General features: G+C 67.8%; 16 protein-coding genes and 1 pseudogene. 5 read left to right on the forward strand and 12 right to left on the reverse strand.

Annotated elements, in window-relative coordinates:
- Positions 1-57: 57 nt before the first annotated feature.
- A complete protein-coding gene (locus BLT81_RS08325) occupies positions 58-3,186 on the reverse strand; it encodes an error-prone DNA polymerase (RefSeq protein ID WP_040421411.1) in 3,129 nt (1,042 codons plus the stop codon).
- Positions 3,187-3,330: 144 nt separating this feature from the next.
- Between BLT81_RS08325 and BLT81_RS08330 the strand changes: the two genes are divergently transcribed.
- From BLT81_RS08330 to BLT81_RS08345, 4 genes are read left to right on the forward strand one after another with little or no spacing between them, the layout of a single operon-like run.
- Positions 3,331-4,227 carry a MetQ/NlpA family ABC transporter substrate-binding protein gene (locus tag BLT81_RS08330; RefSeq protein WP_019194301.1) on the forward strand — a complete coding sequence of 299 codons (897 nt, stop codon included), beginning with the start codon at positions 3,331-3,333 and terminating at the stop codon, positions 4,225-4,227.
- 28 nt (positions 4,228-4,255) lie between these two features.
- A complete protein-coding gene (locus BLT81_RS08335; RefSeq protein ID WP_019194300.1) occupies positions 4,256-5,158 on the forward strand; it encodes a MetQ/NlpA family ABC transporter substrate-binding protein in 903 nt (300 codons plus the stop codon).
- Between the two features lies 1 nt (position 5,159).
- Positions 5,160-6,188 carry a methionine ABC transporter ATP-binding protein gene (locus BLT81_RS08340; RefSeq protein ID WP_019194299.1) on the forward strand — a complete coding sequence of 343 codons (1,029 nt, stop codon included), beginning with the start codon at positions 5,160-5,162 and terminating at the stop codon, positions 6,186-6,188.
- Entirely contained in the window at positions 6,185-6,868 is a 684-nt protein-coding gene (locus tag BLT81_RS08345; RefSeq protein WP_019194298.1) for a methionine ABC transporter permease, read from the forward strand. Before BLT81_RS08340 ends, BLT81_RS08345 begins: the two co-directional genes overlap by 4 nt.
- Before the next feature lie 45 nt (positions 6,869-6,913).
- Here the strand turns inward: BLT81_RS08345 and BLT81_RS08350 are convergent, their stop codons facing one another.
- Entirely contained in the window at positions 6,914-7,828 is a 915-nt protein-coding gene (locus tag BLT81_RS08350) for a sucrase ferredoxin (RefSeq protein WP_019194297.1), read from the reverse strand.
- 131 nt (positions 7,829-7,959) lie between these two features.
- Here BLT81_RS08350 and BLT81_RS08355 point away from each other — a divergent pair, with 131 nt between their 5' ends.
- Positions 7,960-8,550 carry an AMIN-like domain-containing (lipo)protein gene (locus tag BLT81_RS08355; protein WP_040421439.1) on the forward strand — a complete coding sequence of 197 codons (591 nt, stop codon included), beginning with the start codon at positions 7,960-7,962 and terminating at the stop codon, positions 8,548-8,550.
- Between the two features lie 31 nt (positions 8,551-8,581).
- On the opposite strand, the gene BLT81_RS08360 is transcribed toward BLT81_RS08355, so the two are convergent.
- The 10 genes and pseudogenes from BLT81_RS08360 to BLT81_RS08415 form a co-directional block, all read right to left on the reverse strand.
- Complete coding sequence (locus BLT81_RS08360) at positions 8,582-10,126, reverse strand: Y-family DNA polymerase (protein WP_019194295.1); 1,545 nt, start codon at positions 10,124-10,126, stop codon at positions 8,582-8,584.
- Between the two features lies 1 nt (position 10,127).
- The gene (locus tag BLT81_RS08365; protein WP_231286623.1) at positions 10,128-10,835 is read right to left on the reverse strand and encodes a hypothetical protein; all 708 of its coding nucleotides are present in this window, start codon (positions 10,833-10,835) and stop codon (positions 10,128-10,130) included.
- An 858-nt stretch (positions 10,836-11,693) separates the two neighbouring features.
- Positions 11,694-12,932: an IS256 family transposase gene (locus BLT81_RS08375; protein WP_083337246.1), complete on the reverse strand. Its 1,239-nt coding sequence runs from the start codon at positions 12,930-12,932 to the stop codon at positions 11,694-11,696.
- Between the two features lie 129 nt (positions 12,933-13,061).
- A pseudogene (locus BLT81_RS08380) lies at positions 13,062-14,349 on the reverse strand (IS3 family transposase).
- A 158-nt stretch (positions 14,350-14,507) separates the two neighbouring features.
- Positions 14,508-15,170, reverse strand: coding sequence for a LuxR C-terminal-related transcriptional regulator (locus tag BLT81_RS08390; RefSeq protein ID WP_172812423.1), 663 nt, complete (start codon positions 15,168-15,170; stop codon positions 14,508-14,510).
- Between the two features lie 22 nt (positions 15,171-15,192).
- Positions 15,193-16,422 carry an alkylhydroperoxidase domain protein gene (locus BLT81_RS08395; protein WP_019194025.1) on the reverse strand — a complete coding sequence of 410 codons (1,230 nt, stop codon included), beginning with the start codon at positions 16,420-16,422 and terminating at the stop codon, positions 15,193-15,195.
- Positions 16,415-18,031, reverse strand: coding sequence for a dipeptide ABC transporter ATP-binding protein (locus BLT81_RS08400; RefSeq protein ID WP_019194024.1), 1,617 nt, complete (start codon positions 18,029-18,031; stop codon positions 16,415-16,417). The genes BLT81_RS08395 and BLT81_RS08400 overlap by 8 nt, the downstream gene beginning before the upstream one ends.
- Positions 18,032-18,898: an ABC transporter permease gene (locus BLT81_RS08405; RefSeq protein WP_019194023.1), complete on the reverse strand. Its 867-nt coding sequence runs from the start codon at positions 18,896-18,898 to the stop codon at positions 18,032-18,034. It abuts the gene before it with no gap.
- Positions 18,895-19,878, reverse strand: coding sequence for an ABC transporter permease (locus BLT81_RS08410; protein WP_019194022.1), 984 nt, complete (start codon positions 19,876-19,878; stop codon positions 18,895-18,897). Before BLT81_RS08410 ends, BLT81_RS08405 begins: the two co-directional genes overlap by 4 nt.
- The gene (locus BLT81_RS08415; RefSeq protein ID WP_019194021.1) at positions 19,875-21,617 is read right to left on the reverse strand and encodes a TIGR04028 family ABC transporter substrate-binding protein; all 1,743 of its coding nucleotides are present in this window, start codon (positions 21,615-21,617) and stop codon (positions 19,875-19,877) included. Before BLT81_RS08415 ends, BLT81_RS08410 begins: the two co-directional genes overlap by 4 nt.
- Positions 21,618-21,700 lie beyond the last annotated feature (83 nt).

The raw sequence follows: 21,700 nt of genomic DNA on the forward strand, positions 1-21,700 counted from the left end.
CGAGGGGGAGCCGCCCCCTGTGGATAACACGGCGCCGAATTGCACAGGCGCCGCGCGCTAGTGGAAGTCCCGCGACCCCCGGGACAGCCACTCCCCCATCACCAGCGGTTCGAGTTTGTCCGCCACGACGGTGACGGCGCCGGAAGCGTTCTGGACCACGCCGCGCACGATGAGCGCCTTCGCGGTGCGCGCCACCACCTTCTGCCTTTTCCATAACCCCGGCGAGACCATAACGTTGATCAGGCCCGTCTCGTCCTCCATGCCGAGGAAGACGATGCCGCCGGCGGTGCCGGGGCGCTGGCGGTGCGTGACCACGCCGGCGACGCGGACGCGGGTGCCGTCCTCGACGGTGGCGAGGTCGTGGGCGGTGAGGATGGCGTCGTGAAGCAAGGCGTCGCGCAGCAGCTCGATGGGCTGCACGTCCGGGGTGACCCCGGTGGCGGCGATGTCGGCGGCCATGAGCTCGAAGGCGTTCATGCCGGGCAGCACGGGCGCGGCGATGGCGGACAGGCCCGGCAGCATGCCCTCGCGTTCGGTGGCGGCGATGCCGGCCTGCCACTGCGCTTGGCGGCGATCCACGCCGAAGCAGTCCAGCGCCCCGGCCCGCGCGAGCGCCGCGACCTGCTCGACCGACAGGTCCGCCCGGCGCGCCAGGTCCGGGATCCCGGTGAAGGGTTGGGCGGCCTCGACGCGCGCGGCGCCCGCGGCGCCTAGGCCTTTGACCAGGTTCAGCCCGACGCGGATGGTGGCGTTGTCGACGCAGCGCGCCTCCACCCCCGACTCGTTGACGCTGACGGGGTGCACCGTGATGCCGTGGCGGCGGGCGTCCTGGATGAGCGACTGCGGCGAGTAGAAGCCCATCGGCTGGGCGCGCAGCAGGCCGACGCAGAACTGCGCCGGGTAGTAGCGCTTGAACCACGCCGAGAAGAACACCAGCGACGCAAACGACTGCGAGTGCGACTCCGGGAAGCCGTAGGCGGCAAAGGCGACGATCTTGGTCCACAGCTTCTCCGCCGTCTCCTCGTCGATCTGGTTGGTCTGCCAGCACCCGTCGAAGAAGCGTTTCTTCAGCCGCGCCATCTTCTCCGGCGAGCGCTTCGATCCCATCGCGCGGCGCAGGGCGTCCGCCTCGCGGCCGGAGAAGCCGGCGGCGTCGACGGCGATCTGCATGAGCTGCTCCTGGAACAGGGGGATGCCCAGGGTTTTGCCCAGCGATTTCTCCAGCACCGGGTGGTCGTACACCACGGCCTCCGTCCCGTCGCGGCGGCGCAGGTAGGGGTGCACGGAGCCGCCCTGGATCGGGCCGGGGCGGATGAGGGCGACCTCGACGACGAGGTCGAAGAAGCGGCGCGGTTTCAGCCGCGGCAGGGTGGACAGCTGGGCGCGCGATTCCACCTGGAACACCCCCACGGCGTCGGCGCGGCACAGCATGTCGTAGACCTCGCTGTCGGTGACGTCAAGCTCCCAGAGGTTCACATCGCGGCCGGTGGTGTCGCGCACCACGTCGATCATGTGGTGCAGCGCCTCGAGCATGCCGAGGCCCAGCAGGTCGAACTTCACGAGGCCGGCCGAGGCGCAGTCGTCTTTGTCCCACTGCACCACCGAGCGGTTCTCCATCCGCGCCCACTCCACGGGCACGACGTCTGCGATGGGACGGTCGCAGATGACCATGCCGCCGGAGTGAATGCCCAGGTGGCGGGGCTGGCCCTTCAGCTGGGCCGCGAGGCGTTCAACGGCCTCCGGCGGGTCCTCCAGGCCCTTCGACCACGCGTCCGCCGCGCCCTGGGCGTAGCCGAGCGCGCGGGCGGCGTCGCGGATCGCGCCCTTGGTGCGGTAGGTGATCACGTTGGCTACCTGCGCGGCGTTGTCGCGCCCGTAGGTGTCGTAGACGTACTGGATCACCTCCTCGCGCCGGCCCGATTCGATGTCGAGGTCGATGTCCGGCGGGCCGTCGCGGTCCGGGGAGAGGAAGCGCTCGAAGAGCAGGCCCGCGCTGATCGGCTCCGCGTTGGTGATGCCCAGGGCGAAGCACACCGCCGAGTTCGCGGCCGAGCCCCGGCCCTGGCAGAGGATGTTCTCCCGGCGGCAAAAATCGACCAGGTCGTGGACGATGAGGAAGTACCCGGGGAAGTTCAGCTCCTCGATGACGCCGAGCTCGTACGCAATCTGCCGCATCGCCTTCTCCCGGATCTCGGCCGGGCGCGTGGCGTAGCGGACCTCCGCGCCAGCGAGCGTGATACGGCGCAGCCAGCTCATCTCGTCGTGGCCGGCGGGCGTGTCCCAGCGCGGCAGGTTCGGTGCGACGAGGTTGAGGGTGAAGGCGCACTGCGCGCCAATCGCCAGCGCGACATCGATCTTTTCGCGCGCCCCGGGCAGCATCTGCTCGATCTGTTCGCCGGAGCGCAGCCAGTTCGCGCCCATCGGGTGCAGCTCGCTGTAGGCAGCATCGAGTGCTTGTCGACGCCCCAGTGACCGCTTCGCCCCCGCCACCCGCGCCTGCTCCCGCGTCGCCGCGGCCGGGGCCGCCGTGACAATCGCCGGCACGTGCGGATACCGGTCGAGCAGCGCGTGGTGGTCGGCGTCCTCGGGCGTCAGCGACACCTCGTACTCCCTGACCACTCGGTCTACTCCAAACAATTCGACCAGGTGATCGATCTCATCGGCCCACCGCCACCCGGCCACGACAATGCAGGAGCCGCCAAGCCGGTCGGCGATGAGCTCCAGCGGCGGGTAGGAGACGCGGCCTTTTTCTCCCGCGTCCATGTGCGCCCGGGCGATCATGCGCGACAGCCGCCGGTACCCCTCCGGCCCCGTCGCCAGCACAGGCAGGACACGATCGCCCAGGGTGAGCTCCGCGCCGAAAACGGTATCAATCCCCACCTCGGCGGCCGCCTCCGCGACCTTCACTGCGCCGTAGAAACCGTCCCTATCCAGCACGGCGAGCGCCGTCATGCCTAACTGGTGGGCACGCTGAACGAGTTCTTCCGGTTCGCTCGCCCCGTTGAGGAAGCTGTAGGAGGACACGGCGTGCAGCTCGGCGAAGGGCACGCTGCCCGCCGACGGTCGCGGCGCCGCCGCGGCGGGCGGCGGGACGTGCCCGACGGGCACGGGGGCAGGCCCGGGCCGGCTGGAGAGGATGCGCTCCAGCCGGGACCAGGTCATGACCTCCCCGCCGTTGAATCTCATGGGGCCACTCTACACAATATCGCCACTGTGTTCGAATCGGCGCAATGGCGCGGCCCGCAAGGAATAGACTAAGCGGTACACCGAGTGGTACGTTGGCACACGCCAACAACTTCTGACGACACAGACTGACAAAGGAGTACCCCTATGCGCTTCACCCGTGCTTTCGCCGCTGCGTCGGCGACACTGATCGCGGCTGCCGGCTTGACGGCCTGCTCCGACGAGCAGGAGCAGGCAGACCCCGCCAACAACGCTGACGGCGAGCCCGCCGTCGTCCGCATCGGCACCACCGACGCCGACCAGCAGGCGTGGTCCGTCTTCTCCGACCTCGCCGCAGAGGAGGGCATCGAGCTCGACATCGTCTCCTTCTCCGACTACAACCCGGTCAACGAGGCTCTCGCGCAGGGCGAGCTGGACGTGAACAAGTTCCAGCACATCAAGTACCTGTCCGAGTACAACGTCAGCTCCGGCAACGACCTGCGCATCGTCGGCTCCACCGAGATCGTGCCCCTCGCCCTGTTCTGGAAGGACCACGACACCCTCGACGGCATCGAGGGCGAAGAGGTGGCCATCCCGAACGACCCCTCCAACCAGGGCCGCGCGATCAACGTGCTCGCGCAGGCTGACCTGGTGACGCTGAAGGACGGCGTCCAGGACCCGCTGACCCCGACCCCCGCCGACATCGACGGCGAGAACTCCAAGGTCTCCGTCGTCCCGGTGGACGCCTCGCAGACGCCGTCCGCCTACAACGAGGGCCGCCCCGCCATCATCAACAACAGCTGGCTGGACCGCTCCGGCATCGACCCGCAGCTGGCCATCTTCCAGGACGACCCGAACTCCCCCGAGGCCGAGCCCTACATCAACGTCTTCGCCACCACTTCTGACCGCGTCGACGACGAGGTGCTCAACCGCCTCGCCGAGCTGTGGCACGACCCGAAGGTGACCGATGCTGTCGCCCAGGATTCGAAGGGCACCTCCGTCCCGGTCCAGCGCGACAAGGGCGAGCTCAACGACATCCTCGAGCGCCTGGAGAGCCAGCAGTAATTCCGACACCACCGCCGAGGACCCACACATGAGACTGACCCATTTCGCTGCCGCAGCAGCGGCCGCCCTCGCCGCGACGAGCCTCGTCGCCTGCTCGAACGAGTCCGGCGACGCGTCCGGCGATTCCGCCTCCGGTGACGGTGACGGTGACACCGTCACCGTGCGGATAGGCACAACCGACGCCGACCTCGAGGCGTGGTCCGCGTTTGAGAAGAAGGCCGAGGAATACGGCGTCGCGCTCGACATCGTCCGCTTCACGGAGTATCCGCCGGTCAACCCGGCTCTGGACGAAGACCAGATTGAGATATCGAAGTTCCAGACGATCAACTACCAGGCTCAGTACAACGCCTCCACGGGCAAGGATCTGCGCATCATCGGTTCCGGTGAGATCAACATCCTCGGCCTGTTCTGGAAGGACCACGACTCCCTCGACGGTATCGAGGGCGAAGAGGTTGCGATCCCGAACGACCCCTCGAACCAGGGCCGCGCGATCAACGTCTTGGTCCAGGCGGACCTTGTCACGCTCAAGCCTGGCGCGCCGACGCTGACGCCGACGCCGTCCGACATCGACGAGAACGCCTCGAAGGTCACCGTCGTCGCCGTCGACGCGTCCCAGACCCCGTCGGCGTACAACGAGGGTCGGCCGGCCATCATCAACAACAACTGGCTGGGCCGCTCCGGCATTGACCCTGCCTCTTCCGTCGCCGCGGACGACCCGAACTCCGAGCTCGCCGAGCCGTACATCAACGTGTTCACCGTCCGCGCCGAGGACATCGACAACGAGACCTACGCGACGCTTGTCGACGCCTGGCAGTCCGACGAGGTCACCGAGGCCCTGAACCGGGACTCGGGCGGCACCGCCGTTCAGGTCCAGCGCTCCAAGGAGGAACTCAACGAGATCCTCGACCGACTCGTGGAGGAGTACAGCTAACGTGTCCACAACCGGTACCCGGGTCGAGCTCCGGGATGTGTCCAAGGTGTTCACCTCCGGCGGCCGCGATGTCACCGCGGTCGACGGGGTCACCCTCACCGTCGAGCCCGGAGAGATCCTCGGCGTCATCGGCTATTCGGGCGCCGGCAAGTCGACGCTTGTGCGGCTCATCAACGGCCTCGACATGCCGACGGGTGGCGAACTCCTGCTCGACGGCACCGACGTCGTCGGCATGAGCGAGAAGAAGTTGCGCGCCATCCGCCGCAACGTCGGCATGATCTTCCAGCAGTTCAACCTGCTGCAATCGCGCACCGCGGCGGGTAACATCGCCTACCCGTTGGAGCTGGCGGGGATGAAGAAGGCGCAGCGCAAGGAGCGCGTGGCGGAGCTGCTCGACTTCGTCGGGCTCGCCGACCGCGGCAGCAACTACCCAGAGCAGCTCTCCGGCGGCCAGAAGCAGCGCGTGGGCATCGCCCGCGCCCTGGCCACCAACCCCTCGCTGTTGCTTGCCGACGAAGCCACCTCCGCCCTCGACCCGGAAACGACGCAGGAGGTCTTGGCCGTCCTGCGCCGCGCCAACGAGGAGCTGGGCATCACCATCATCGTGATCACCCACGAGATGGAGGTCATTCGCTCCATCGCCGACAAGGTCGCGGTGATGGAAAACGGCAAGGTGGTCGAGTACGGCTCCACCTACAAGGTGTTCTCGGACCCGCAGGCGGCGGTGACCCGCCGCTTCGTGGCCACCAGCTTGCGCGACACCCCCGACGAGGTCGAGGTCGCGGCGCTTCTCGACGCGCCGGGCCGCCTGTTCACCGTCAACCTCACGGAGGACTCCGGCTTCTTCGGCGCCGCGGCCCGCGCCCGCGAGAAGGGCGTGTCGGTGCAGCCTGTGCACGCGGGCATCACCACGCTGCAGCACCATTCCTTCGGCAAGATGACGGTGCGCCTCAACGGCAGCGACGAGGCCATCACCGAGTTCCTCACGACCCTCCAGAACACCACCGACATTGAGGAGATCACCCGATGAACCAGTTCGTCCTCGCGGCTGGCCCGGACTGGGACCGGCTCGGCCCCCTCTTCGTCGAGGCCATCGGCGACACCCTGGTGATGGTCAGCATCACCATGGTCGTCGGCGGCATTTTCGGCCTCATCCTCGGCCTGCTGCTGTACACCACGCGCCCGAGCGGGATTCTGAAGAACGCCCCGATCTACTGGATCATCAACATCCTGGTGAACTTCTTCCGCCCGATCCCGTTCATCATCATGATCGCGATGCTCTACCCCATCACCCTCAACGTCGTGGGGACGACCATCGGGCGCGAGGCCGCCACCTTCGTCATGTGCGTCGCCGCCACCTTCACCGTGGCCCGCATCGTCGAGCAGAACCTCGTGGCCATCGACCCCGGCGTCATCGAGGCGGCCCGCTCCATGGGCGCTGGCCCCTGGCACATCATCCGCACGGTGATCCTGCCCGAGGCTCTCGGCCCGCTGATCCTCGGCTACACCTTCATCTTCATCGCCGTGATCGACATGTCCGCGATGGCCGGCTACATCGGCGGCGGCGGCATCGGTGACTTCGCCATCGTCTACGGCTACCGCCAGTTCCAGCCCTCGGTGACCTTCGCCGCGGTGATCGTCATCGTGGTGATCGTGCAGCTGGCCCAGTTCCTGGGCAACTGGCTGTCGAAGAAGGTCATGCGCCGCTAGGCACATGGGCGCGCGTGGGCGGGGGATGGCTCCCCCGCCCTTTTTTTAGCTCTGCGTCAGCGTGACGTCCTGCGCCTGCCAGTACGACCCGTCCTTGGGGGCGTCGCCGCAGGACGAGATGATGCCCGAGACCGCGTGGCGGCGCAGCCTCACGGTGTACTTGGCGCCGGAGCCGGTGTCCGCCACCCCAACCGTGGCCTCGTTGTCGTCCGTGTCTTCTGAGGCGATGCGGAGCTGGCCGTACATGACCCGCTCCCCTGTGCCGGCGAGGTGGGAGGCCACCGCAATCTCCGCGGCCTGGCCGACTGGCGAATAGATTCCTCGCCCGCGGTTGCCGGGAACGAAGAACAGCCCGCGCATCGCCTCGGCGAGCATGGCGACGGTCGCCTCTAGGTTCATCCGCCCGAAACTGTAGCCCCACGGCATGAGCATGAGCGTGGCGGCGAAGCGGTGGCCCTTCATGTGCGAGGTCTCCCACACCACGTCGCGGCCCTCCTTGAAGGGGTAGCGCCGCTCAATCTCGTTGACCAGCGGGCGCCCCTTGATCGCGCAACACCGGTCGCGCTTGGCGTGGGTGCACACGAGCACGAGCGGGGCCAGGCGCGCCATCGCGTCGTTGCGCCCCGGCCCGGACAGGTCGAGGTCGAGGATCGCCTCGGGGCCGTCGACATGCTTGACCTCCGTGAGCCCGATGTCGCTGAACACGATGTAGAGGTGGTGATCTTTGATCTGCCGCCCCTCCCGCGTGGGGTGGCGGATGAGCTGCAGCGACGCGCCCCATGTGGCCATGTGGTCCTTCAGCTTGGCGGTGAGCTCGGGGCCGAAGGTGTCGCCGTCGAGGATGTCGTGGCTCCAGCTACCCGGCCACTCGAACAGGACGTAGACCACTCCCTTTTTGGCGGTCCCGGGCAGCGGTTCGACCTCGTTGTCGGAGCAAAGCATTTCCACCGTGTCGCTCATACCCCCCACTTTAATAACTTTAGGCAACCCTAACCGCGAAATGGCCCCGCGCCGGTGAAACAAAGCAACAATATCGTCTCTTTTCGGCAGAGCATTTCACTTACTTCCTGAATGTCACTAGCATAATGCGCATGAATTTTAAGGTAGGTGTGGTGGCCGCCGTGGCCGCAGCCGCAGCGTCCCTCGCGGGCTGCGCGGCTCCGGGCCCCGGCGACCCCGGTTCAGAAGAACGCGTCGCCTCCCTGCCTACCTCGACCCCCTCCGCCACCGCCACGGAGCTTGCCCCGCTGGGCACGCCGGACGCTGCCCCGAAGACGATGCGCCCCGTGGAGCCCACCGAGCTCGCGGTCACCGGCGTGCGCGTGGGCAGTCACAAGGCCTTCGACCGCGTGGTCGTCGACCTGGCGGGCACAGGCACCCCGGGCTGGTACGTCGACTACGTGCCCTCCCCCATGGAAGAAGCAACGGGCCGGCCGCTCAACGTGGTCGGCTCCGCCTTCCTCAACATCTACATCGACGGCACGATCTACCCCTTCGAGCTGGGCCTGGGGCCCGTCCCCGTCGACACCTCGGGCGGCTCGACCAACATCGTCGACGTGCTCAACGTGGGCACCTCCGAGGGCCGCAGCCAAGTCGTCGTCGGCCTGCGCTCGGAAAAGCCCTTCTCGGTACAGGTGTTGGACAACCCCACGCGTCTCGTCGTCGACATCCTCAAGTCCTAGCTGCGCGGGCTCGACGGCCGGTGGGCGCTCACTAGCCGTAGACGGCCTCGACGCGCCACCTCCCCCTCGTCCACACCAGCAGCCAGGCCTGCGGGGTATCGCTTCCTTCTCGCGTGCCGACGACCTGCAGCCGCGCCACCTTATGCGGGCGCGCACCCCACCAGCCCTCGTCCACCGGCCACGGGCCCGCCCACCCCGTCACGAGGTAGCGCTCCTGCCCCCACGCCATCGCGTAGGGCGCGGCGGTGAGCAGGGCTTCCGCTGTGACACCGATGCGCTGCGCTGAGGCGTCGATAAGCGTGACTGCGGACGCTGGGTGCTCGATCCCCCCGCCGAGCCGGGCGGGCAACGGCGGCGGGATCGCCCCCGGCCACGCGTGCCGCTGCGCCTCCGGGGGCTGCTCGCCGAAAGGGACGAGGGCGACCCGTTCGGCGACCCCGCGCCCACCGACGGGGATGGGCTGAACGACGGCGTCGATGCCCAGCTGCGATTGCACCCGCTCGACCACGCGCCGCGCCGTGTCCGTGCCCGCGGCCTCGCCCCACAGCTGCGCGACCTCCTCCGGCTGCGCCAGCTCGAGCGGTTCAAGGATGAGGGAGGTGATCGCGCCCGCCCCACCGCTGGTGAGCCACCCGTCGAGCTGCCAGCGCACGCGGTCGGCCGTAGCGGACTCGCTGAGCGCCTCGCGGGTGCGCCACACGCGCTCGACGCGCTGCCCCGTCTCCAGCTCGGCCACCACTTTGAGGCGCAGACAGTTACAGCCGGCAGCCTTCAGCCGTTCGTGCAGCCCGGCCGCGAGCGCGCGTGCGGCGAAGGCCGCGGCGTCGACGCGGTCGATCGGCTCGTCCGGAGTGACCGCGACGGCCAGATCCGCCACCGGCAGCTCCGGGGCGACGCGGCGGTCCGGGGCCGCACGGGCGATGCGGTGCAGGTGCATACCCGCGGCGCCGAAACGCGTGGTCATCGCTGTCGCGGGCACCGCCGCGAGGTCGCCGAGGGTGGCAATGCCCAACTGCCCCAGCTCCGTCACCGTCTGCGCGTCAGCGCCCAGCGCCACCTCCGCCAGCAACACGCGCAGCGGCAGGCCCGCCAAGAAGCGGGCGGAGCCGCCAGGCTTCACGACGGCCGACGCCCGCGCCGCAATAACCGCCGTCGCGATCTCGTCGGCAACACCTGCGAAGGCGTCGATGCCGCGGCGCGAGGCGGCGTCGAGAAGCATCTCCGTCGCCACATCCTCACCCCCGTGGAAACGCCCCGCGGCGGCGGCGTCGACCACCACGAGACCGGGCCGCAGCACCTCGACGGACGAGGCGACCTCATCGAAGCTCGCCGCTAAGGCGGCGAACGTGCGCCCGTCGCGGTCCGGGTTGTCCTCCACAACGCTCACAGCGGGCACGAGCGCCTGAGCGTGGCGCAACTTCATCCCCCGCCGCACCCCCGCCTCGCGCGCCGCGGCGGAACACGCCTTGACGCGGTGCTGGGCCACCACCGCGACCGGCTCGGCGAGCTCGTCCTCCGCCTCGAGCCGCGCCGCCTGCACCGGCCAGTCCGGAAACCACACGGCGGCGACGCGCACGCTACTTCATCACCTTCAACGCCGGGCGCTCCTGCGGGCCCGGCCCCAGCGTGATCACGCCAGACGCCGGACGAGCGCCCTTGGCCTGCACCCGCACCCGGATATCCAGGCCCGTGATCCGCCCGCTGCCTCGCCCCACCCCATGGATGGCCACGACCTCGCCCGCCACCTCCAGCGCCGGCGAGGGGACGCGCGTGCCCACCGCCACCAACGCCGCGCGGCCCTGACGCAGCCGGGCCAGCAGCGGACGCGCCCGCACCGGGGACAGCTCGAGGCGCTGCGGGGTGTGCAGAACCACGAGGTCAAGCCCCTCCGCCAGCACACCGGCCACCCCCAGCGGATCAATGCCCGGCTCGGGCACCGCCACGACGCGCCCCGCGTCCTCCGCCGGCACCCCGGCATAGGAGAGCTCCGGCCACCCCACCACACCGCAAAACCCCCCTTTCGCCGCGACCTGCGCAATGAGCTCCACGACAAGAGCGGGCGTGTCACTGACGTGGCTCACCGCCCGGCGCGGCAGGCCGCCACCGGGGAACAGCATTCGAAGACTCTCTCCAACAGGGAGGGTCAGCGTCGACTCCACGGACGAGCGTTCCTGCTCTACACCGAGCGCCTCCATACGCGAGCGCAGCTCAGCAATCTGCTCAGCCCTACTCGTCTGAGCAGCTGCTTTACCCGCCGCCGCCATTCGAATACGTGTTCCGCTCACGGGATTCAGTATGCACTCCCACGCCACCACGAGCAACAGCCAAGATAGAACATGTTTTCTATGCAGGTTGAGGTGCCGAGGGTATGTTTTTCGCCTGCCCGACGGGTGGCACCACTTGCGGGAGGCGTCAGTTGGGCTCTGCTCGACCTCAACGGAAACCCCGGGTCGCGCTGGGGTGGAACACGCTGAGGTCGACCACGGTCGACCTCAACGAAAACCCGCGCGCGAAACCCCAGGTCGCGCTGGGATGAAAAACGCTGAGGTCGACCACGGTCGACCTCAACGAAAACCCGGGCACAAAACCCCAGGTCGCGCTGAGCCGAAAAACGCTGAGGTCGACCACGGTCGACCTCAACAAAAACCCGGGCACAAAACCCTAGGTCGCACTGAGCCGAAAAACGCTGAGGTCGACCACGGTCGACCTCAACAAAAACCCGGGTATAAAACCCCAGGCCGCGCAACCCCCAACACGCTGAGGTCGACCACGGTCGACCTCAACAAAAACCCGGGCACAAAACCCCAGGTCGCACTCAGCCGAAAACGCTGACGTCGACCACGGTCGACCTCAACAAAAACCCGGGCACAAAACCCCAGGTCGCCCTAAGCCGAAAAACGCTGACGTCGACCACGGTCGACCTCAACAAAAACCCGGGTATAAAACCCCAGGTCGCGCAACCCCCAAAACGCTGACGTCGACCACGGTCGACCTCAACAAAAACCCGCGCGCAATGAACTAGCCCCCGAAAGTTGGACTGGTTTAATTCGGTCAAGTCCACGGTGGTGGTGTATCTGCCTTCCGATATGAACAAGCAGGATGACGGTGTCAGGGGCCGTCACGAGCTCGGTGCTGGCGTGGGCTCATGCAACCTCCTGAGTGGATTCGCCGGCATCAATGACGGTGGCTGTCATCATCGTCTTGGTCTGTTCCAGGCTGGTTAGCGACATGTAGCGTTTCTGCTGGATCCAATCATCGTGTTGCTCGGCGAGTACCGCCCCGACCAGACGCACGACGGCGTCGCGGTTGGGGAAGATCCCCACGACGTCGGTGCGACGTCTGATCTCCCGGTTGAGCCTTTCAGTGGGGTTGTTTGACCACACCTTCGTCCACACCGCTTTCGGCGCGTTCGTAAACGCCAGCAGGTCGTCCAAGGATTCCTCCAGGTAATCCGCCACATGGGGGAACTTCTGCTGGCAAAACTCAATGACGTCTCGGGCCTGGTCCCACACGGCCTGGGCGTCGGGTTGTTGGAAGATCGTGTGAAACATCGCCGACAATGTCGGCCACTGGGTTTTCGGCACCATCGATGACAGATTCTTCGCGAAATGGGTGCGGCACCGCTGCCAGGATGCGTTGGGTAGGCAGTCACCCACAGCGGCTTGGATGCCTAGGTGGGCGTCGCTGGTGACCAGGTACACCTGATCCAGGCCCCGGGCTTTCAGGTCGCGGAAGAACCCGGTCCACGACGCGGCCGATTCGGCGGTGGCGACCTGCATACCAAGCAACTCCCGGTACCCGTCGGCGTTAACCCCGGTGGCCAGCAGCACGCTGGTTTTGACGACGCGCCCGCCTTCACGCACCTTCATCGTCAGCGCGTCGCAGGAAACATAGAGGTAGGGGCCGGTGTCCAACGGGCGGGTGCGGAAGTCTTCGACCATCACGTCGAGTTCTTTGGCCATGGTAGACACCTGTGACTTCGACAGGTTGGTGATCCCGAGGGTGGCGACAAGGTCGTTCATGCGGCGGGTGGAGACCCCCTTGAGGTAGCAGGTGGCTACGACGGTGGCCAGGGCGCGTTCTGCTCGTGAGCGGCGCTCCAACAACCAGTCGGGGAAGAATGATCCGTGGCGAAGTTTCGGGATTCTCACGTCGATGGTGCCCACGCGTGTGTCCAGGTCGCGGTGGCGGTAGCCGTTTCGGTGGTTGGTGCGGGTGTCGCTGACTGTGGCGTAGTCGGCCCCGCAGATGCTGTCTGCTTGGGTGGAGAGGATCTGGTTGATGAAGTCCTGCAGCATCTGACGCATCAGATCCGGGGATGCTTGGGCGAGCAGCTCATCAAGGTAGGCGGTCGGGTCGATATGATTGGGTCCAGCGGTCATCGCGTTGGTTCCTTTCGAGGAGATGTTGGAATTGATTCGAAAGGTACTGCGGTGGCCGCCTCACACGTTCATGAGGTCCCTCACCGACAGTCACAGGTACACCACGCTAGCGGACGCAACCGTTTAATTCTAGGTGGTTAGGGTTTCCAGGGTCTGATTCCGGTATTGCATCGGGGTCAGGCCCTTGAGTCGTTGTTGGAGTCGTTGCGTGTTGTACCACTGGATGTACTCGTCGACCGCGGCGATGAATTGCTCAATGGTGTCGAAGACTTCTCCGTGGAACATTTCGGTTTTCAGGTGGCCGAAGAAGTTCTCCATGACCGCGTTGTCGTAGCAATTGCCTTTGCGTGACATTGACTGGACTCCATGGTGCTGGCTAATCAGGGTGCGCCAGGATGAGTGCTGGTACTGGAATCCTTGATCGGTGTGGATCATCCAGCCCGGCTCTGGAGCACACGCTTCGATCGCCTGCGCCAACGAGGCCGAGGTCAACGCTGTAGTCGGCGATGTGGCCACTGTGTGGGCGACGATTGCGCGGTCGAACAGGTCCATCACCGGTGAGAGATACACCTTGCGGCCGGCGACCTTGAACTCGGTGACGTCGCTGACGAAAACAGAGTTGGGCTTATCCGGGGTGAAGTTGCGCTCGAGTGTGTTCTCGGCGATGTGACTGGTTGTGCCTGCGTAGGAGACGTAGGGCCTGCGCAGGCGGATCTTGGCCTTCAAGCCCATCTCACGCATGAGCTTTAAGACAAGTTTGTGGTTAACTATCCAGCCCTGGTTACGAAGGTCGAGCAGTACCCGCCGGTAGCCGTAGCGGTGTTTGTTGCGCTCGAAACTGTCCCGGATCGCCTGTTTGAGCTCGGCATGTTTATCCGGTGCGGTGAGTCGTTTCTGGTGGTAGAAGAAAGTCGAGCGTGCCATGCCGGCCGCATCCAGGAGGTACTCCAAGCGGTGGTGTGACTTGAGGATGACGATCGCCTGGGCTTTTAGGCGTGTCCCTGGTTCCTCAAGTCCCGCAATTTTTTTAAGTAGGCGATTTCCGCTTCCAGCCGTTCAACCTGGCAGCGAAGCTTTTCTTCCTCAGAAAGCACCTTCGGTTTGCCTGAACCTTTCGGCCTGCCCTTCGGCTTCGGGCGCAGAGCCTCGTCGCCGCCTTTGCGCCACTTAATCACCCAGTCCTTGACGAGTTGATCGGATGAAAGATTGAACTCTCGGGCAAGATCCATCTTCGACTCACCGGCCAGATGACGTTCCACAACCTCCTTCTTCGTCTCGAAGGAGTAGCGCTGCTTGTTCGGTTTCTCCACGAGACATAGCCTGCCACGCAGTTGGAAACGGCGATAGAGGCAGCGCGCTGCATCCCTCGAGACACCGACAACACGAGAAGCGGCGTGGGAACCCATTCCCTGCTCAAAAAGGTCGACTAACTGCTCACGCTGAACTTCACTCAGCGAACTACGTGCTCTCAAAGAACATGCTCCCCACTAGTTGTTAGCAACTGATTTCTCAGTCCAACTAATGGGGAGCAGTTCACAAAAAGCGCACACGCCGCGGCCGCCCGGCGGCGGACACCTAGTCCAGGTCGCGGTCCACGGCCCAGCGCGCGAGCTGGTGGCGGTTGGAGGTCTGCGTCTTGCGCAGGATGTTCGAGGCGTGCGTCTCGACGGTTTTGACCGAAATGAACAGCTGTTTGCCGATCTCCTTGTAGGTGTAGCCGCGGGCGAGCAGGCGCAGCACCTCCACCTCCCGGCGCGTCAGGGCGTCGACGGCGGGGTCGTCGATCTTCACGGGCTCGCCTTCCGGGTCGTCGACGACCCCAGGGCCGGCGTCAGAACCGGAGACGAAGGCGTCGAGGACAAAGCCGGCCAGGCGGGCGGAGAAGTAGGCATCGCCGCCGTGGACCCGGGCGATGGCCTCGGCGAGTTCTGCGCCACCGATATTTTTGGTCACGTAGCCGCGGGCCCCGGCGCGGATGAGGGCGATGACGTCCTCGGCCGCGTCGGAGACAGACAGGGCGAGGTAGCGGGGCCCGGGCGCGGCGCCGCGGAGGACGGCGAGGCCCCCACCGTCGGGCATGTGGACGTCGAGAAGCACGACGTCGGGGCTCGTCTCGTTGATGCCGGCGATGGCCTCGGGCACGGTGCCCGCCTCGCCGACGATGTCCATCGTGTCGGCGAGCTCGGCGCGCACGCCGGCGCGGAAAACGGAGTGGTCATCGACGAGAAATACGCGCAGCATGCCCCTCAGATTAGCCCGTCTAGCGGAAGCGCTTGGGCACGTCCGGCTGGCCGAGGCCGAGCATGAGACGGTTGGCCCAGTTGAAGAACGAGGCGGAGTTGATGACGTCGACGATGCTGACCTCGTCGAGCCCCTGCGCGCGCAGCTGCTCCACGTGGCGGGGGGCGAAGCCCACCGGCGTCGTCGTGAGCGCCAGGGCGGCCTCCCGGATGGCGTCCCACAGGGGCGAGCCGAGGTCGGCGCCCACGCCCTCCTGCAGGAGCCTGTCGATCGCCTCGGCGTCGCCGCCTTCCTCCTTCGCACGGGCCTGGTGCACCGACGCGCAGTACTCGCAGCCGTTCAACCGCGACACGACGGTGGCGGCCAGCTCGCGCTCGGCGCGCCCCAGCCCGCCGTCCGTGTTGTAGAAGATGTCCAGGTCCGTCAGCGTGCGCGCCTTCAGCGCCTCCGGGTCGCGGGCGAGGAGCCGGAAGTACTCGGAGCCGATGCGCTCCGGCTTGATCAGGGCGTCGAGGTGGCGCTGGGTGAACTCCTCCTTCGGCAGGTCCGCCAGCCAGGGCTTCCACCCCAGCGAATGCGCGACGAAGCCCTCCGGCGCGACGACGTCGGGGCGCAGCGTGCGCGGCCCGGGCTCCCAGCCCGGCGTGCCGACGCCGTCCGCGCGCTCCGCCTCGCCCGCAGGCGCCGGGCGGCCGGCGAGCACGGCCATGCCGTGGACGACGCGCAGCTGGAAGGCCAGGAACGCGATGAGCTGGGCGAGAGAGACGATCGCGTCGTCGCTCCAGCCCGCCTCCTGCAGGTGGCCAATCGCCGCCGGCGAGGCGTCCTTCGGGTGGAAGGTGAACAGGTGCGCGACGTCGAAGGCCGCCGCGAGGGGCCCGCTGAGCCCAGACTCAGGCCCGAAGGTGACAAAGCCCCCGCCCGAGTACGGCCCCGTGGACACCCCGCGCGCGATCGCCGTATCGACGCCCCGAGCAAGCGCCTCGCCCTCCGGGCCGTCCTCGACCTCCTCCACGAGGAGCTCGCGGTAGAAGTCCCGCGCGGTGGCGTTGCCGGTGACGCCGGCGACGAAGGTGGCCACGGCGTAGCGCCACGCCTGCGACAAGCCCCCGGGCTCGTCCGGTTCGAGCAGGGCGCGGAAGCTGGCCTCCGCGTTGTCTCTGGCGTCCGGGCGCTTGCCGCGCACGGCGGCGACGTCGGCGGGCGCGCCGGACAGAAGGTCGATGACGTTGGGGTTAGACTCAGACAAAGAACTCTCCTAACTCGCGGGCGCGGAAGACTGCGCCCGGGATGGCGTCGATAAGCGTGCGAGTGAGCTGCGCCTGGGGGTGGGCGAAGACCTCGTCGGTACGCCCCGTTTCTACCTGGGTTCCGGCGCTGAAGACGCTGACGGTGTCCGAGACCTGCCGCACAACGGCGAGGTCGTGGGAGATGAAGATGAACGTCAGGCCGAGCTCGCTCTGCAGGGTGTCCAGAAGGCGCAGGATCTGGGCCTGCACGGTGACGTCGAGGGCCGAGACCGCCTCGTCGAGCACGACGAGCTCCGGCTCGACGACGAGCGCCCGGGCAATGGCGACGCGCTGGCGCTGCCCGCCGGACAGCTCCGCGGGACGCCGCTGCGCCTGCTCCGGGCTCAGCGCCACGCGCTCCAGGAACTCGCGGGCCTTCGCGCGGGCCGCGCGTGTGTCCAACCCGTCGAAGTTGCGCAGCGGCTCGGCGACGATGTCCTCAACCGACATGCGCGGGTCCAGGGAGGAGAAAGGGTTTTGGTGGACCATTTGGATTTGCTTGCGCAGCGCCCGGCGCCCCGCCTCCGAGACCGCGGTGACGTCCTCGCCGCCGAAGCGGATCGCACCCGCTGTGGGGGCGCGAAACAGCGAGACCGCGCGGCCGGTGGTGGTCTTGCCCGAGCCGGACTCCCCCACGAGCGCGTGGGTGGAGCCCCGGGCCACGTCGAAGCTCACTCCGTCGACGGCGGTGAAGTCCCCGAAGCGCACCGTCAGGTCGCGGACCTCGAGGAGGGTCTCGCCCGTGGGGGCGGGGCGCCGGTAGGCGTTGGCGGAGGCGAGGGAGGGCGCGTCCGCGAGCAGGCGGCGCGAGTAGTCCTGCTGCGGGTTCGCGAGCACCACATCCGTCGGCCCCGCCTCGACGACGCGGCCGCGCTCCATGACAACGATGTCGTCGGCGCGGTCGCCCGCCACCGCGAGGTCGTGCGTGATCAGCAGGATCCCCAGCCCGAGGTCCTCGCGCATCCGGTCGATGAGGTCGAGGATGGTTTTTTGCACCGTCACGTCCAGCGCGGACGTCGGCTCGTCGGCGATAAGCACCTCGGGCTCAAGGGCGACGGCCGCGGCGATGAGCACGCGCTGCTTCATGCCGCCCGACAGCTCGTGCGGGTATTGGCCGTGGCGTCGCTGCGGGTCGTCGATGCCCACCTGCTCGAGCAGCTCCACCGCGCGCTGACGGCGCTGCGCCGCGTCCCCCACGCCGTGGATGGCCAGGCCCTCCTCGATCGACGCGCCGACCGTCTTCAGGGGGTTGAGCGAGTTGTTCGGGTCCTGCGGCACCAGCCCGATACGCCGGCCACGCAGGGCGCGCCACTGCGCGTCGGAGCTGCCCAGCACCTCCGCGCCGTCGAACACGACCGAGCCTGAGGCGACCGTCGCGGACGGGCTGAGCAAGCCTATCGACGCCAGAGCCGACGTCGTCTTCCCCGACCCCGACTCGCCAACAAGGGCCGTCATTGTCCCCGGGCGCACCGTAAAGCTGACGCCGTCGACGGCGCGCACCTCGCCGTAGTCCACGCTCAGGCCCTCTACCACGAGCGAGGGCCCGCTCTTGTGCTGCTTCGTCGCCATTTACTTCTCCTCCCCACCGATGTTGCGCGACAGGCGGTTCGCCGACATAACGGTGGCCACGATGGCCAGGGCGGGCAGCGTGATGGTCCACCACGCGAACGCCATGAAGTCGCGCCCCTCCGCGATGATCAGGCCCCACTCCGGCACCGGCGGCGGCGCGCCGTAGCCCAAGAAGCCCAGGATGGACAGCTGCAGCACGGCGGTGCCGAACTGCAGGGCGGCGAGCGCGACGACCGGGGTGAGCGAGTTCGGCAGCACGTGGCGCCACAACACCTGCATGCGCGTCGCCCCCGAGCCGTAGGCGGCCTCGACGTAGTCGGCCTGGGCCACCGTCATCACGTTCGCGCGCGCGAGGCGGGCGAACGTGCCGATGGTGGTCACGCCCACGGCGAACGCCGCCTGCAAGGAGCCGAAGCCCAGCACGATGATGAGGGAGAGCGACAGGAGGATGCCCGGGATGGCAAGGAAGACGTCGACAAGCCGCATGATCACGGTGTCCACCCAGCCGCGCAGCGCCCCGGCGACTAGGCCGAGCGCCGTGCCCACGACGAGGCCGACCGCGACGGCGAGCAGCGCGCCGAACAGCGACTGGCGGGCGCCGTAGACCACGCGGGAGTACACGTCGCGGCCGACGGAGTCGGTGCCGAACCAGTGCTCGCCGCTCGGCGGCTGAAGCGCCTCCTCGACTCCCGTATACGGGTCCCACGTGGCAAAGACGCCGGGCACGAGCGCCCAGAGGAAGGCGACGGCAAGGATGACGATGGCCACGATCGAGCCCGGCGCGGTCCACCGCTGCGCCGCGGCGCGGCGACGCCGCCGGGTGCGGGCCCTCACGCCGGTAGTAGGAGGGGTGAGTGCCTGGCTCATGCGCTCGTCCTTTCTTCCCTGGCGGTCGCGTGTGGGCGACCCCGCTGCTCGCCCGCGTCGCGGAGGCGCACGTCGAGCACGGGGTAGAGCATGTCGACGATGAAGTTGATGAGCACGTAGGCCACCGCCGCCACGAGGACCACGCCGAGCAGCACCGGGGTGTCCCTGTTCGACACGGCGGTGACCACGAGCGAGCCCAGCCCGGTGCGCCCGTAGACCGTCTCCGTGACCACGGCGCCGCTGATGAGCTCGCCGAAAAGCAAGCCCGTCATGGTCAGCGCGGGCAGGGCGGCGTTGCGCAGCACGTTGCCCCAGAAGATGCGCGACTCCCCCGCCCCGCGGGCGCGCAGCACCTGCACGAAGGGCTGCGCCTTGACCTCGTCGATGGAGCGGATGAGCACCTGAATCAACGGCGCGGCCATGGGCACCACGAGCGTGAGCGTCGGCAGGATGAGCCCCTCGACGGGGCCCGGGTCGATGACGTCGACCCAACCGAGGCGGAAGGAGAAGAACTGCAGAAGCAGGATCGCCACCCAAAAGCCCGGAAGCGAGACCAGGAAGGAAGGCAACGCGCGGAAGAAGGAGCCGATCACGCCCATCCGCGGCAGCGTGGCCACGTACGCGATGAGCAGCGCGAGAAGCGCGGCCAGCGCGATCGCCGCGCCGGCGAGGGCGAGCGTGGCCGGCAGCGCGTCCGCGATGAGAGCTCCCACGGGCGTGCCGGTGCGCACCGAGTAGCCCAGGTTGCCGGTGAGGAAGCCACCGAGGGCGGTGACGTACTGCACGATGACGGGTTGGTCGGCGCCAAGCTCGCGGCGGATCTCCTCGATCTCCGCCTGGGACAGCCCCAGCGCGGGGTCCGCGTAGCGGGCCATCACGCCGTCGGAGGGCAGCGCCGACAGCAGGAAAAACGCCACCGTGTAGGCGATGAGCAGGACGATGAGCCCCTGCCCCAGGCGGCGCAGCGCGTAGCGGATCATTGTGCGCTCCCTTCTGCGTGCGTGTTCCCCGTGCCGGAGCGCTCGGAGTGGTCCACGTACACCTCGTAGAACGACGGGCGGGCCACGGCCTCGACGTCGAAGCCCTTGAGCCGGGGCGACAGGGCGTAGACCTGCGGCTCCTCGAACAGCGGCAGGGCGTACGCCTGCTCCGTGACGTAGTCCTGCACGCGGCCGACCACCTCTGCGCGGTCTGCCTCGTCCGGCAGCGAGACTGTCATCTGCAGCAGGTCCTCGAGGTGCTGGTCGGCAACGGCAGCGCCGTCCTCGTCGCCCGCGGCGCCCTCCTCGTCGAAGGGGCGGTTGACAAAGACGTCGCGGGCCGTGACCGAGTACAGGGACTCGATGGCGCCGTAGTCCGCCCGGCCCACCATGGAGTGGTAGATCTGAATCTTCTCGGGGTCCTTGGCGTCGGCGTTCTGGCTGGCGTTGTCGCCAGAGTTGATGCTCAGCTCGATGCCGATGTCGCGCAGCTGCTCCTGGATCATCGTCTGCACCTCGCGCGAGCGCGGCTGCGGGCCGGCGACGTTGACGCGCAGGGCGAGCCGCTCCCCGTCTTTGGCCAGGATGCCGTCCGGGCCGGGCTCCCACCCTGCCTCGGCGAGCAGGCGCCGCGCCTTGTCCGGGTCGAAGGCGTAGGCCTGCGGGTCCTGGGTCCGATGGCCCAGCCCGTTCTCGGCGACCGGCGCGCTGGCCAGCGGGTAGGAGGGCGAAAACAGCACGCGCAGGATTTCCTCGCGGTCGATGCCGTGGAAGATCGCGCGGCGCACCCGGATGTCGCGCAGCAGCGGGTGGTCGAAGCGCAGCGCCAGCTGGTTGTTCATGGAGTTGGTCCCGCGCGACTCGACGGTCACGCCGGCGTCCTCCAGGTAGCTTTCCGCCGGGGCGGTGATGCTGCGGGCGATGTCGGCCTGCCCCGAGAGCACGGCGCCGGTGCGCATGGATTCCTCGGGGGCGTGGACGTAGCGCACGCCGCCGATACGGGCCGGGCCCTGGTGCTCGCGCACCGGAGGGGCCCAGTCGTAGTCCTCGCGGGTCACGAGCGTGAGCTCGGTGTTGATCTCCTCGTCGGCGATGACGAAGGGCCCGGAGCCGATGACGTTGACGGCGTTTCCCGGGCCGAATTCTTCGTTGGTGAAGGCCAGTGTGGCGTCGGCAAGCAAGCCCGCGTTGTAGACGGAGACCGCCTGGGGAAAGCCCGGGGCCGGCTCGGTGAAGTGGAAGCGCACCGTGTCCTCGTCGAGGACCTCGCCGCGGTCGTAGCCGCTGATCTGCTCGGACGCGCTGAGCACGCGGGAGGCGTCGCCGCGGCCGAAAAGGTCGATGTTGTCCACGATGTTCTGCGCCGTCATCGGCGTGCCGTCCGAGTAGGTCACGTCGGTGCGGATGGTGAAGGTGAACTCGGTGGCGTCCTCGTTGACCTCGGGCAGCTCGGTGGCGATCCACGGGTGTAGCTCGAGCGTCACGGGGTCCTGGTAGAGCAGCCGGTCCGTGATCTGGTTGACCACGCCGCCGTTGGGGTAGAAGCCGGCCGAGGGCGGGTACAGGGAGGTGAACCAGTTGGGCTCGAGGTAGGTGATCATCTCCCCGCCCTCCGGCTGCGCGACGGTGTCCGGGGGCTTGACAGAACCCGCCGGGGCGCCGCAGCCCGCTACGAGGGCCCCCGCGGCCAGGATGGCCCCGGCCGCCGTTGTCCTCGCCTTCGCTGTGCCCACCTTCACTCCACGCATTCCTTTCTGGCTCTCGCCCGTCACGCGCTGGCGCCGTTAAAACACGGAGGCTACCATACATAGACGAACCTGTT

The organism is Corynebacterium timonense, from assembly GCF_900105305.1.
Taxonomy (GTDB): domain Bacteria; phylum Actinomycetota; class Actinomycetes; order Mycobacteriales; family Mycobacteriaceae; genus Corynebacterium; species Corynebacterium timonense.